This is a genomic window from Shewanella sp. HN-41 (assembly GCF_000217915.1).
In the GTDB taxonomy this organism is placed as follows: domain Bacteria; phylum Pseudomonadota; class Gammaproteobacteria; order Enterobacterales; family Shewanellaceae; genus Shewanella.
Genome location: NZ_AFOZ01000002.1, coordinates 87,510 through 102,145 on the forward strand (window position 1 = coordinate 87,510; position 14,636 = coordinate 102,145).

Sequence of the window (14,636 nt, forward strand, 5' to 3'; positions counted from 1 at the left end):
AAATAAGACACTTGGATATGGATATCTGTTCTTTTGCCCTATTAGATCAAGTTTCAGACCCCCTTAGTTTACAGCAAGAGCTAGCGGCCTTGCTGCGGCAAAATTGGTTACCCCATGTGAATCATAGTGATTATAGCGAAGGACACCAAGGGGGGTGGGATGTACTACCTTTGCGCTGCGCCGCCGAGTATCAAGCCGCACATCCTATCTTGCAAGCCTTTGCCATTACTGCTGGCGAACATTGGCAGAACTTACCTTGCCTAGATTCGAGCCCCATCTTACTCAGTTTACTTCAGTCATTAACTTGCCCGATTAAATCGGTACGTTTGATGCGATTGTATCCGGGCGCAGAGATCAAACCCCATAGAGATATAGGGCTCTGTTTAGCGCAGGGCGAAGCAAGATTGCACTTACCTCTGCAAACCAATGATGCCTTAAATTTTTATGTGGATGGTAAGCGTGTACCTATGCTGGCCGGAGAGCTTTGGTATATCAATGCCGACCAAGTCCATTGGGTCGAGAATAAAGGACAGGAAGCGCGCATCAATTTAGTGATTGATTGTGAAGTGAATACTTGGCTAAGGGAATGGCTCTATGCCGCAAAAATCAGAGCTTGAATCAGGACTGAGTGCAGAGATTGAAACGTTAATTCACTTCGCCAACGCGTTATTACAGGCCTCTACGGCTGGGGAGGCTAAACGGCTTATCGAGCCTATGCTGGCGCAATTATGTGCCATGGCAGAAATTGAATTACATCCCGAGTATTTTGTGGATACAGAGGCGAGTACTACAGCTTTTGGTAAGGCGGTATCGCTCACGACTGCGGCCCAGTGTGCCGAAGATCCCGAACGCGGGCGGGTGTTTATTCAGGGTATTTATCAAGCGATTCAGGATAAGTTAGCGCTAAATCCACGGTGTGCGGTACAGATTTTATATGCGGGTACCGGGCCATTTGCCTGGTTGCTATTGCCTTTGTTGCCGCTATTTTCTGCGCGTCAAATTCAAGTGACCTTACTCGACATTCACCAAGCCTCGTTAGATAAAGTTGCCAAGCTGATTAAACATTTTCAGTTAGCCGATCGTGTGGCGGCGTTTGTCTGTGCCGACGCAACCCTTTGGCAACCCGAACCGCAGCAAACCTTTGATCTCATTATCTCGGAAACCATGAAGCACCTGTTACAGCAGGAACCTCAGGTGCAAATCTTTAGTCATCTACAGGCTTATCTCAAGGAAGGCGGCGGTTTAATCCCCGAGTCGATTGAACTGGACGCATGGCTCGATATTAAGGGCAAGGATCTTACCTATTTAGGGCCATTATTCTGCCTCGATTTACCCAATGCCCGCCGTCTCGAGCAGGGTGATCTTAGTATCTTGACGGGCAGTTTACCGTTGCCCGACTTCCATCCCCAAGCGGTTACCCTTAAGCTCACTACCCAAGTTCGAGTATATGGGTCGCATGGCTTAGCTGAAAATCAGTCCCAATTGACTCTGCCCCAATATAAACAATCACTTTGGCTTAAACCTTTGAGTCGAATTAGCTTTTGTTACCAACAGGGTGAGTATCCTGACTTTAAATTCGAGTATCAGGCGTCAAAAACGGCACTGGTGGGGAGTGACGATCTAAGCTGCATAGGCATTTATCATCTGCAGCGGCTCTGGCAAAAGGTACAGCTACGCAAACGCGGGGAGCCATTCAGTGAACGCGTTAACGAATGGTGTTTAGACAAAGCCTTGCTCGATCTCTGTGGTATAGGATTAGAGCCTGGAATGAAAGTGCTCTACCAATATGATAACCAACAAGAATTTATCAATGCTATTCGACAGGTAACTAAACTCACTGCCGCAGATATTGACGGCATTAATCGACACTTGCATGACTTATCCCAAGGGACTGCGCCAACCCAAGTGAGCCTATCGCACCCACGTAAAGTACTCAGCGATGCCCAGCTCGACTTTTGGCTGCGTGAAGGCTACTTAGTGATCCCAAAGGCCCTATCGGCAGAACAATGCGCCGCGACTCGGGCCCTGATTTGGCAACAGTTAGGTGCGAATGAACAGGATCCTGCGACTTGGTATCAATCCCATGAATTTATGCAGAAAATTATGCTGCAGCTATTTCGTCATCCCACGCTCGATGGGAATCGTCGGACGCCTGTAATCCGTCAAGTATTTGAGCAATTATGGCAGCGAACCGATCTGGTGATGACAACCGATAGAGTTAGCTTTAACCCTCCCGAAACTTCTGCATGGCATTTCCCTGGGCCCGGTATGCATTGGGATATGCCATTACAACTTCCCGTCGAGTTTGGTACCCAAGGATTAATTTACCTGACCGACACTAGTGCAGACCAAGGTGCATTCTGTTGCGTCCCCGGATTTCATCTCAAGATAGAGGCGTGGCTGCGTAGCCAGAACAAGTCTGATATCGAGCTACAGCAACAGGATTGGCACGAGTGGCCGATTAAATTCATAGCCGCAAATGCCGGCGATTTAATCATTTGGCACCATACTTTGCCCCACGGTGCGAGCCCCAATCGGGCCAAACTGCCGCGCATGGTGCAGTACATTAACATGTATCCCCTATGAACCCAGAACAACGCTATTGGTCGTTAGTACATAATTCCGCAGCCTTGATAGCGCTTGGCAAGGCGACGACTATGGTTGGGTTTTGCCGCTATTTGCGGCGATTCTGGTGTTTGCCAGACTATGGTGACGAGGCGTTGTTGGCGATTTTGTGGGCAGGGAATCGGCAAACTTTAACTGCTGATTTTTCCCTGTTATGCCAGTTTTGGGCGCCAGCAGACTATGACCCTAAACGCAGAGTATTAGAGTGGATGTCCGCCGCAGAAAAACCGACTCATCCTTTCTACTCGGAACATATTTCTGCCGTGCGGGGTCAGTTATTGTCCGCCTTGATCAAACCTAAAACCGCTCTCTTACCAGTACCAAATCTTTCAGGAATGGTAGAACAAGTGCAGCCTAGCGGATTTATATTTCACCTTTCCCGCTGTGGCTCTACCTTAGTGTCGCGCAGTTTTACGGGGTTATCTAAATGCAGGGTGTTATCTGAATCGCCTTTGCTGACTCAAGTGTTACTGGACGGGAGTCTATCTGATATGCAAAGACGTGCGGCTTTAACATTTTGTATTAATACCCAAGGTCAGTTGTTTCATCCTGAACAGCATTTGTTGATTAAATGGAATGCGTGGGATTTGCAATTTTGGCCGTTGATCCTATCACTTTATCCTCAAGTTCCCGTGTTATTACTACTTAGAGACCCCGTCGAGATCTTAGCCTCACAGCAAAAGTCTGCTGGATATCATATGGTGCGACAACCGTCTCGACCTTTGTTCAGTGAATTATCAATACCAGAGGAGGAGTCGATACTGGAGTATCAATGCAAGGTATTACGCTTGTTATTGGATTATGGCTTAGAGATGAGTCAGCGTAGCCAAGTGATGGCCGTGGATTATCGGGAGCTCTTACCCGCGATAGCGAATAAAATCGCAAACTGGTTTTCGTTGGATCTCTCTCAAGAAGAGTGCATCCAAGTCGAACAATGCCAGTTAATACACGCTAAAACAGCCACGCAACCCTTTATGGCGGATTCCCAATCTAAGCAACGTTTTTTTACGGTTAAGCAAAAAGAACAGATCTACAGCGATTGCAACTGGTCAAACCTTAATCGATTTGAAGCTGAAAATTAACATGCTTCTTGTATTTTAGAGTAACGTAAACTAGCTTTAACCAGCTGTGTATATTTAAAAAAATATCAGAAAGTTACGTTTTTATTCTAGGGATGGAAAATGCAATCATGTACTTTCAAGCAGTTAGCCGTTTTATTCTGCGAACACATTCCCCTGAGCCACGCTTTAAACCTGTCATTCGATTTGTCGAGTTTTGCTCGTTAACCCCGAGCTGCCACGGCGAATTAATGAACTATACAGCGCTGTCAGAGTTAATTATTACAGGGAATGTATTTGATGGTAGAAGACATAGTATTACCTAAAGCCTATTCATTGCGTTACGCGTATAAAAATGACGATGCTTTTGTATTTGCACTATTTTGTTCTGCAAGGACGGAACTGTCTCTATTACCGCTTTCCCCACAGCAACGAGAGCTGTTAGTGCAGCAACAATACCGCTTACAGCAAGCGGGTTATGCTGCCCAACATCCCCAAGCTGTGACTCTAATCATTGAATATCAATCAATTCCTATTGGCAAAATCACACTTAATCCATCTGCTAATGGTGTCCATATCGTCGACTTTGTCATAGCGCCGCAATTTCGTGGCTATGGTTATGGTTCCGTCATTTTGGGTTCGGTAAAAGCCTATGCCCAAGCAAAAGAGGCGAGTGTGAGCCTAAGCGTTGATCGACAAAATATGCGTGCGAAACAGTTATATCTTCGCTTGGGTTTCTTACCTTTTGAAATATCACCTACTCAAGAATGGCTATCGTGGCCATCACCATAGGTAGCGTTGTTTCGGGGAGAGGAAAGCGTGTGTAATCAACCTGATGATGTTTGGACAGGTGTGCTTTTATTAAGGAGTCATGGATGTCTGATAATTTTCTTGGAGAAATTAAGCTTCTCCCCTACGAATGGGCACCTAAATATTGGGTTTTGTGTGCCGGGCAATTATTGCCAATCAATACCAATCAAGCGCTTTTTTCATTATTGGGTACGACCTACGGTGGCGACGGTGTAAATACCTTTGCGTTGCCTGATTTACGTGGTCGCGTACCGGTTCACCCGAATGTTGCTGCGGGTTTGCCACAGGGTAGCAAGGCGGGTGCAGAAAATGTAACCCTAGTACCCAACAACCTTCCTGCACACAATCACTTGGTGATGGCCAGTTCTACGGCGGGCGATACCACGTTGTTTGCCGGCAATAATATTGCCGCCGCCAAGAACGCCGCAGGTGCTGTCAATTTGTATGGGCCTGCTGCAAGTTTACAAGCTTTGGATCCTGCAACGGTATCCAGTACCGGCGGTAACCAACCCCATCAGAATTGCCAGCCTTCACTGGTGATGAATTATTGCATTGCCACTCAAGGCATTTACCCTTCACGTAACTAGAGGAGAATCACTATGGATGCTTATATGGGTGATATCCGTTTATTTGCGGGTAACTTTGCACCTAGAGGCTGGATGTTGTGCGCTGGTCAGCTATTGAGTATTAGCGAGCAGACTACGCTTTTCGCACTGATTGGAACGACATACGGTGGTGATGGAGTCACTACTTTCCAGATGCCTGATTTACGCGGCCGGCTGCCGGTTGGGCAGGGAAATGGCCCTGGCCTTACTTCTCGCATTATTGGCCAGCAATTGGGTGTTGAATCTGTGACCTTGTTAACGCCGCAAATACCTTCACACAGCCATAGTTTTTCGGCGAGCACAGCAAGTTCCTCCACATCATCCAGCCCTGCGGGTAATGTCTTTGCTCACAGTAATACCGATAATATTTATACACCTTTGCCGACGACCGGTGCCGATCCCCAAGTTATGAATGCACTCAGTGTGCAAGCCTCCGGGGGAACACAACCACACAATAACATCATGCCTACCACAGCGATAAATTACATCATGTGTGTTGAAGGCATTTTCCCATCGCGTAATTAAGGAGCGAAATTATGGATCCATTTATTGGTGAAATCCGTTTGTTGCCATTCAGCTTCGCTCCCCGGAATTGGGCGCTGTGTAATGGCCAGATATTGTCAATCGCAAGCAATACCGCACTATTTTCGATTATTGGTACAACCTACGGCGGCAATGGTACAACCACGTTCCAATTGCCTAATTTGCAGGGGCAGGTCGTTACGGGCGTAGGTCAGGGGCCCGGACTGAGAACCTGGGATTGGGGTGAACAGTTTGGCGATAATGGCGTGACGCTGATCTCCACTGAAATGCCTGCACACAATCACACGCTGACCGGTTTGAATAATCTGGGCTCTTTGTCTTCTCCCGCAGCGAATACTTATCTGGCGAAGGATGGACGTAGTGGTGGCATAGTCAACTATATGCAGGCAGCACCCGGTACGTTAAATACTGCTATGGCACCACCGACTTTAGGTATAAGCGGTGATGGTCAGCCCCATGAAAACCGTCAGCCATTTCTGGCATTGAATTATTGTATTGCCCTTTATGGTGTATTTCCGGCGCGCAATTAATTGGTGAATGATCTCCGGCATTTTTGTCGGGAAGTTTTTTAATAAATATTTTTTAATTAGTAAGCCACATTGATGCCCCCAAAATTACATTTTATTTCAGGTTTACCGCGTGCAGGCTCGACACTGCTCGCAGGTATATTGAGGCAAAACCCACACTTTCATGCGGCCATGAGTAGCCCTGTGGCTGGGTTAGTGAATGGCGCCCTCGAACAAATGGGGGCGGGTAGTGAGTCCTATTCATTTTTCGATGAACATAAACGTAAGGTCATTTGTCGGGCATTAATAGATGCTTATTACCAAGATAAAAGCCATCCGGTGATTTTTGACACCAACCGTCACTGGACTGCCCGTTTACACCAATTGGTAGAGTTGGTTGATGATTTTAAGGTGATTTGCTGTGTGCGTAATCCGGCTTGGATTATGGATAGTTTTGAGGTGATTTACCGTAAAAACCCATTTGACTATAGCCGCATGTTTAACGCGGCTTCGCGTCAGACGGTTTATAGCCGCTGCGACTCATTAATCAATGCTGGTGGTGCGGTTGGAAGTGCATGGACGGCGCTAAAGGAAGCCTATTACGGCGAGTTTTCTGATCGCTTGTTATTAGTGGATTACGATCTGCTTACTCAGCATCCAGCACGTACATTGGAATTAATCTATCGCTTTATTGATGAGCCTTTGTTTGAGCATGATTTTAATCATGTCGACTATGCTGAAAATGAGTTTGACCACAATCTCGGCGTTAAAGGTTTGCATCGCGTTAAACAGAAAGTGGAATACAAAAGTCGGCGCAGTATTTTACCGCCTGACTTATTTATGAAATATCAAGAAATGGACTTTTGGCAAGACCAGACAGGTACAGCCGCCAATATTATTGCAAGTAAAAATATGGCAAGTAAGAAAACCTGTAGCACCTAATGCAACAAATGAAGGGAATCACTTATCATGAGACACACACTGCTTAGTGGGCTTTCCTCGCTGTTATTACCACTCGGACTCTATGGTGCTGGTGCAATCGCGGCGCCGAGTTATCAGCGATCCTACTTGAGTGCATCGATAAGTGCATCGACCGAACTATTATTGCGTTCAAACACCTCTCTACCAAAGGATCTAGTTGATTTATCTGGCGATCAACTGGATATCCAGAGTGCACATCCGGTGCGTGAGCTTGTGATTGTCGATGGTGCCGTGACCGAGGCAGATAAATCGGTATTGCGTCGCGGGCTTAAACCGGGCGTGCAATTGGTGGAGTTAGATTCTTCTGTCGCAGGATTACCGCAATTAATTAATGCACTTGATGGACACAAAAATCTCGCGGCTATTCATGTGGTTTCCCACGCACAAGCGGGTGCTATTTTGCTCGGTAATTCACGCATCACACCGGAAACAATCCAGCAAGAAGTTCATGCGTTTGCCGCGCTAAAAGGCGCGGTGCGTGAAGGTGGGGATCTGTTATTTTACGGCTGCGATTTAGCCGCGAATGAAACCGGTGAAGCGCTGCTGGATATCATCAGCAATAACACCGGTTTGGATGTTGCTGCCTCCAATAATTTAACCGGTAATTCTGAATTACAGGGTGACTGGGATTTGGAAGTTAAGCGCGGAAATATTGAATCGACCTTGGCGTTTTCAGAAAAAGCCCTAGCAGATTTTTCGGGTGTGCTGACGCCAGCTGCAAATAACACTTATGGTTTTGTAGGTTGGAATGGACAGGTAACTAAACTGCTCACACAGCCCAGCACTACCCATTTCACATTAGCAGCTAAGAGTGGTGATGGCGTCGCTCAAAATCTAGGTAGTGGCATTGGCAATTTTGCTTACATGCATGGTGGTGCGACTACCACTAATCATTATTTTTATTTGCGCGCTGATGGTACCAATACCACTGCATTTGAGCTAACTGGATTAACAGGAGCCGAGTACGCTGGCTACTCTAGTGAATTTACGAATCTGCGTATTATAGGTTACTTGCAGAGTGGTGGAACGGTTACCTCCTCTACCGTTAACGGAAGTGCAGGTGCTCAAACCTTCACCTTTGGAGCTGGGCAGTTAGGGAATTTTTCTGGTGTTAAACTAAAAGGGTTCAAATTATTTTTTGATTGCGCTAGTGCTTGTGTTGCTGCAAATGATGGGCCGGAGAACTTTGAGTTTCGTAGCTTCACAGTCATGAATGCAATTGATACTCCTCCTGCAGACTCAGACGCCACCCTCACCGCCGCAGGCGGTGTTACTGAGCCTATAGGTCTTGCCACCACCATTGATACGGTCGGTGAAGCTGTGGGTGTTTTTGACTTCACCATCACCGATGGTGGAACTTCTGACAGTTTAGCAACAACAGTATCGCAAATTGTTGTCAATGTTAGTGGTACCAGTACCGATGCCGAGCGTGGCAAAATTACTTGGCGCCTGAACGGGCCGGATGCCAGCAATGTGACCGGCACTTATAACGCTGGTACAGATACTATTACCTTCTCTGGCCTGAGTATTTCCGTTGCTAACGGCGGCAATGAAACCTACACGGTGAATGCCTACTACAACGACAATACGACGCTCACAGAAGATCGCACTATTATTTTGAGTGTGGATGGCGATAGCAACCTCACGGTTGGTAGTGCTGGTACGCAGATGGGCGCAACCTCACCAGTTACCAATGGCAGTGGCACAACTATTGACGTTGTGGCTAGCCAACTAGTCTTCACCACCCAGCCAGCGGGTTCTGTTTCCGGCGCAGCATTAACTACCCAGCCAGTAGTTAGGGCGCGTGATGCATTCGGTAATACCGATGTGGACTTCGCTGAAAATCTTACCTTGACCGAGGCCAGTGCGGGCAGCTTAACCAACAATACTCAGGCGGCTGTCGCTGGTGTGGCGACATTTACCAACCTGACGTATACCGCCACCGCCGATCAACAAGCATTCACCCTGACCGCGAATGACCAAGATGGTGTTGGTTCAAATTTACCGACTGTTGATGCTAATTCTGTAACCTCAGATGTAGTCGCTACTCAATTGGTATTCGATACCCAACCTGCACCTACTAGCGTTATTAGCGGTCAGAACACGGCTTTCTCTACTGTGCCAATTGTGTCGGCACGCGATGCAAACAGCATTGTGGACACGGGTTACACGACTGGCATTACCTTGGCTGAAGTTAACGGTGCGGGCAGTGCGACGATAGCGGCGACGGGCGATACCGATGGTAATGGCGCCACAGTGTCTATTACTCCCAGCAATGGTGCATCTACTTTTACGGGTATGCAAATTACCTACACCAACGCTGGCGCGGGTAGTGAAACCTTCAATTTGCGTGCATCTTCCGGTGGTTTAACCACGGCCGATAGCAGTCAATTAACGGCGTCGACCACACCGACAGTGACCGATGGGAATATTAGTATTTCAGGTGCTAGTGGTACTGGTGGGACTTATAAAATTGGCGATACAGTTACCGCGACTTGGAACAATACCGCTGGCGGCAATAATAATGCCGATATCACTGGGGTGACTGTCGATTTCTCGCAATTTGGTGGTGGCGCCGCAGTGGCGGCAACGGATAGCAGTGGAACCTGGACGGCAACTTATACTATCACCTCAGGTGCGATTGATGCGTCCAGCCGTAATGTCAGCGTGACCGCAACCAATGCCCAAGGGGACACTACTACTGCTGACACTACCAATGCCGTTGTGGATAACATTGCGCCAGTCGTCACGGATAGTCATCTCAGTATCAGTGGTGCAACTGGTACCGCAGGTGCCTATAAAATTGGCGATACAGTAACCGCCAGTTGGAATAATACCGTGGGTGGCGATAACAACACGGATATGATTAGCAGTGCTACGGTGGACTTTTCTGCATTTGGTGGCGGTGCTGCGGTGGCGGCGAGCAATAGTAGCGGTACTTGGACTGCAACCTACATTGTTACCTCAGGCGTTCTTGATGCCACAAACCGCAATATCAGCCTAACTGCGATAGACAATGCGGGTAACAGTACAACAGCCGCAGACACCAGCAACGCAACAGTGGATAACGTTGCACCAATTGTGTCCGATGTTTATATCGGCATTTCCGGCGGTACTGGTACTGCTGGCGCTTATATTGCTGGTGATACAGTCACTGCCAGCTGGGACAATAGCGCTATCGGTGACAATAACAGCGATACCATCAGTGCTGTGACGGCTGACTTCAGTCAGTTTGGTGGTGGTGCTGTCGCGGCAACCAATAACAGCGGTACTTGGACGGCGACTTATACCCTAGTCGTGGGTGCTATTAATACCAACAATCGTAATGTGTCAGTCACGGCGACGGATAATGCAGGTAATACCAAAACCCAGGCCGATAGCAGCAATGCCGTTGTGGATAGTGTGGTGCCAACCGTAACCAGTGTCAGCGTTCCGGCCAATGCCACGTATATTACAGGGCAATTCCTCGATTTTACCGTCAATACCAGTGAGGCTATTACTGTAAGTACTGTTGGTGGCACGCCGAGTATTGCATTGACGCTCGGTGCATCCACTGTATATGCCAGTTACATTTCCGGTACTGGCAGCAGCGCATTGACTTTCCGCTATACAGTGCAAAGTGGCGATCTCGATACCGATGGAATAGTGATCGCAGGGGCGATAGAAACTAATGGTGGAAGCTTAAAAGAGAGCTCCGGTAATAGCTTGAACTCAGCCTTAAATGCAGTCGGTAGTACCTCGGCCATATTAGTGGATGCGATAGCGCCTACTGTGAGTAGCGTTGCTGTCCCTGCTGATGATACTTATGTGGTTGGAGAAACCTTGAGTTTTACGGTGAGCGGCACTGAGAATGTGACTGTTAATACGGGCGGTGGTATACCGCGTATCGTCTTGACTATTGGTGGAACAACCCGTTATGCCCCATATATCAGTGGCTCTGGAACTGCAAATTTAGTCTTTAATTACACAGTGCAGGTTGGTGATAACGATACCGATGGTATTGGCTTGGCATCTAGCATTGATGCCAACGGAGGAGCCCTGCTTGACGGCGCGGGTAATAATTTAGTGCTTACGCTGAACTCGGTTGGCTCAACTACCGCCATTCTCGTGGATACAGCTACACCAACAGTACAGAGTTTTAACCCCCTAGATGGTGATATTGGGGTGACAGTCGGTGCCAATTTTGTGCTGACCATGAATGAAAATATTCAACTCGGTAGCGGTAATATCGTTATTTACAACACCGACGATGTGGCCGTAGCGACGATTGATGTGGGTTCACCTGCGGGACAGTTAACGATAACGGCTGATGTGTTGACTATTAATCCAGCCGCTAACCTAGTTGAAAATACCAGTTATTACATTCAAATCGCCAATGGGGCTATTACCGACTTGGCGGGTAACCTTTACGCTGGGATTAGCAATAAAACCGATTGGAACTTTACCGTTGCCGATGTTACACCGCCCGTTGTTTCTGGGATTATCGTGACGGGATCGCCCGCAGCGAATGCGGCTAGTCTAGTATTTACTGTGAGTTTTGATGAGGTAGCGAGCAATCTATCTACCGATGATTTTGTACTCACGGCAACAGGCTCGGCAAGTGGCAGTATTGCCAGCGTTTCTGCGGCATCCGGAAACAGTGTTGATGTGACTGTGAATACTGTGAGCGGCACTGGTAGCCTGAGACTCGATGTCAAGGCGAATTCCAATATCCAAGATGCTTCCGGTAACGGTAATGGAACCAATGGCTATACCGCAGCTTATACTGGTGGTGCAAGCCATACTGCCGATCGCGATGCACCTTTAGCTCCTTCGGGGCTCGATCTTGCCACGGCTTCCGATTCTGGGATCAGCAGCACAGATAATTTAACCAGTGATACCACTCCGACACTCACAGGTAGCGCCGAGGCGAATAGCACTGTGACGCTCTCGAGCAGCGTCGATGGCGCATTGGGTACAACAACGGCAGATGGTGCTGGAAATTGGTCGTTTACCACGCCGCTATTAACCAGTAATTCGGCGCATAACATCACGGCTACTGCAACCGATGCTTCGGGCAATACAGGTGCGGTGTCGACGGCACTCGTGCTTACGCTCGATACACAAATTCCCTCGATAACTAGCTCAGCTCCCGCAGGGGGGGGCGCGGCCGCGGATGCCAGCGTGATATTTAATCTCGCCTTTAGCGAATCAGTGAATAGTCTGACGACGGATGATTTTGCTCTGGCGAGCACGGGCACAGCATCTGGCACTATTTCGAGCGTTTCTGCTAGCTCTGGAACGGGTGTCGCCGTCACTGTTAATGGCATATCGGGTACGGGTAGTCTGAAGGTGGGTCACACCGCGAGTGATATAGTCGATGATGCGGGTAATGCACTCGGAACCTATAGTGCAGGCACTGCGCACTCGGTTGATACGGATGCTCCAACTGTTGCGGGAGTCAGTTTTGACCAGGCATCGGTTACCCAGGCAAATCAAAGTGCAATTAGCCTGACCTTAGCGAGTGCCGAGGTGGGAACCACCGCAAATTACACTATTACCGGCAGTTCAGGCACACCTGTCACAGGCAATATTGCGGTGGCGAGTGTATCCCAGCAGATCACCAATATAGATGTGAGTGGCTTAGGGGATGGTACTCTGACTGTGAGCCTGACCTTGACCGATGCGGCGGGTAATGTTTCTAGCCCCGCAGTGACCGATACCATATCGAAGGATGCTGCAATTCCAGTGGTGAATGTAGTTAATGTTAACGATGGGCACTATGGCGTCGGCAGCGTTATCGATATTACTCTCACACTGACCGAGGATGTGGCGGTTTCTGGCACACTTTCTACGCTGTCGCTCGATATCGATGGTGTGGCTCGCCAAGCGGTATTCGTATCAGCTACCAGCGGTGTGCTGACCTATCGATATACGGTCCAAGCGGGTGATAATACGGGGGCGAGTGGTTTAATTGTCAATGCCAATGGCATAGCGCTTAATGGCGACACTATGCGAGATGCGGGCAGCAACGATGCCGACTTAAGTTACGGCCAGTGGAACAGTGTCAATGTGATTGTCGATACGACAGCCCCGGTCGATCCTGTGGTTACTACGCCTGCTGGCGCCATCAGTACCAATCAGGCAACGACATTGATCAGCGGTACGCACGCTGAAGAGGGAGTGACAATCAGCCTCTATGCCGATGTGAACAATGATGGCGTTGCCGATAATGCGACCGTGTTGGATGACACTATTGTGGTGGTGGGTGCTTGGACCCTGAGCGCCGGATTATCGACGGACAGTGATAATAATTTTGTCGTGATCGCCAGCGATGCAGCGAGTAATGTTTCCACGCCTCAGAATGTTCCCACTATCACTCAAGACTCAACGATACCTGTGGCACCGTCTGCGCCGGATCTCGATGCGGCAAGTGATTCAGGGGTGAGTTCAGCGGATGACATCACCAAGAATACGACGCTCGTGTTGATGGGCACTGCAGAGGTTGGCGCCAGTGTTGTTATTAGCAGCCATCTTGATGGTGTGCTTGGCACAGTCAATGCGGATGGGAGTGGTCACTGGAGTGTCAACGCGACGAGCATGAACTCTGGAACCCATAGCATCACAGCTGTTGCCACTGATATTGCAGGAAATAGCAGTGTCGCATCGAGCGCCCTCTCTGTGACCATTGATACGAGTGCGCCCACTTCCTCAGCAATTGATCATCAAAACATTCAACCTGGCGAGAGCACATCTACGCTCGCCTTTACTATTGCCGATGATGTAACTGCTGCGACGGATATCTTGGTGACGCCAGCGAGTTCTGATACCACTGTGGTTCCACTTGCGGATGTTGTATTGGCAGGAAGCGATGTCGACAGAAGTGTGGCTGTGACTGCACTAGGTTCGGGGACCAGTACTATCACCCTGACGTTCGAAGACGTTGCAGGTAATACTAGCTCGCGGACTTTCAATGTTGTGGTGAATAGTGCTCCCACTATTTTAGGGACTCCTGCGACCAGTGTGGCTCAAGGTATGCTCTATAACTTTATGCCCACCGCCGCAGACGCGGACGGTAATAGCTTAGTCTTTGACATTACAAATCGACCTTCGTGGGCAAGCTTTAATACAACAACAGGGGAACTAAGCGGTACACCAACGAATGCTGATGTTGGGGTAACGACGGCAATAGTGATCAGTGTGAGTGACGGAGTGCTTAGTGCGAGTCTACCCGCTTTCAATATCACAGTGAGCAACGTTAACGATGCGCCGACGATTAGCTCAACTGCCTTAACCGCCGCCATCCAAGATGCGGCATACAGCTACAGCTTTGTGGCGAGTGACAGCGATGTGGGTGATGTGTTGACCTTAAGCGCGGTGACTAAACCGAATTGGTTAAGCTTCAATGCGGCGAGTGGAGTCTTAAGTGGTACACCAAGTAACGTCGATGTGGGTGCGCATGCAGTGATACTGCGAGTGACGGACACGGATGGCTTAACGGCCGAGCAAAGCTTTAGCATCACAGTGAG

At 48.6% G+C, this 14,636-nt stretch carries 9 protein-coding genes; all 9 read left to right on the top strand.

From position 1 onward, the window contains the following. Positions 1 to 17 precede the first annotated feature (17 nt). Positions 18 to 617 carry an aspartyl/asparaginyl beta-hydroxylase domain-containing protein gene (locus tag SOHN41_RS00540; protein WP_007644231.1) on the top strand — a complete coding sequence of 200 codons (600 nt, stop codon included), beginning with the start codon at positions 18 to 20 and terminating at the stop codon, positions 615 to 617. Beyond that, complete coding sequence (locus tag SOHN41_RS00545; protein ID WP_007644233.1) at positions 595 to 2,586, top strand: phytanoyl-CoA dioxygenase family protein; 1,992 nt, start codon at positions 595 to 597, stop codon at positions 2,584 to 2,586. Before SOHN41_RS00540 ends, SOHN41_RS00545 begins: the two co-directional genes overlap by 23 nt. After that, positions 2,583 to 3,707 carry a sulfotransferase family protein gene (locus SOHN41_RS00550; RefSeq protein WP_007644241.1) on the top strand — a complete coding sequence of 375 codons (1,125 nt, stop codon included), beginning with the start codon at positions 2,583 to 2,585 and terminating at the stop codon, positions 3,705 to 3,707. Before SOHN41_RS00545 ends, SOHN41_RS00550 begins: the two co-directional genes overlap by 4 nt. Before the next feature lie 276 nt (positions 3,708 to 3,983). Next, on the top strand, positions 3,984 to 4,475 hold the full coding sequence (locus SOHN41_RS00555; RefSeq protein ID WP_007644243.1) for a GNAT family N-acetyltransferase: 492 nt from the start codon (positions 3,984 to 3,986) through the stop codon (positions 4,473 to 4,475). Between the two features lie 83 nt (positions 4,476 to 4,558). Next, entirely contained in the window at positions 4,559 to 5,080 is a 522-nt protein-coding gene (locus SOHN41_RS00560) for a phage tail protein (protein WP_007644245.1), read from the top strand. 12 nt (positions 5,081 to 5,092) lie between these two features. Further along, on the top strand, positions 5,093 to 5,623 hold the full coding sequence (locus SOHN41_RS00565; protein ID WP_007644247.1) for a phage tail protein: 531 nt from the start codon (positions 5,093 to 5,095) through the stop codon (positions 5,621 to 5,623). Positions 5,624 to 5,634: 11 nt separating this feature from the next. Next, the gene (locus SOHN41_RS00570) at positions 5,635 to 6,171 is read left to right on the top strand and encodes a phage tail protein (protein ID WP_007644249.1); all 537 of its coding nucleotides are present in this window, start codon (positions 5,635 to 5,637) and stop codon (positions 6,169 to 6,171) included. Positions 6,172 to 6,243: 72 nt separating this feature from the next. After that, on the top strand, positions 6,244 to 7,089 hold the full coding sequence (locus SOHN41_RS00575) for a sulfotransferase family protein (protein ID WP_007644250.1): 846 nt from the start codon (positions 6,244 to 6,246) through the stop codon (positions 7,087 to 7,089). 27 nt (positions 7,090 to 7,116) lie between these two features. Beyond that, positions 7,117 to 14,636: DUF4347 domain-containing protein (locus SOHN41_RS00580; protein ID WP_037457713.1), on the top strand; the 7,520-nt coding region annotated here is incomplete at its 3' end.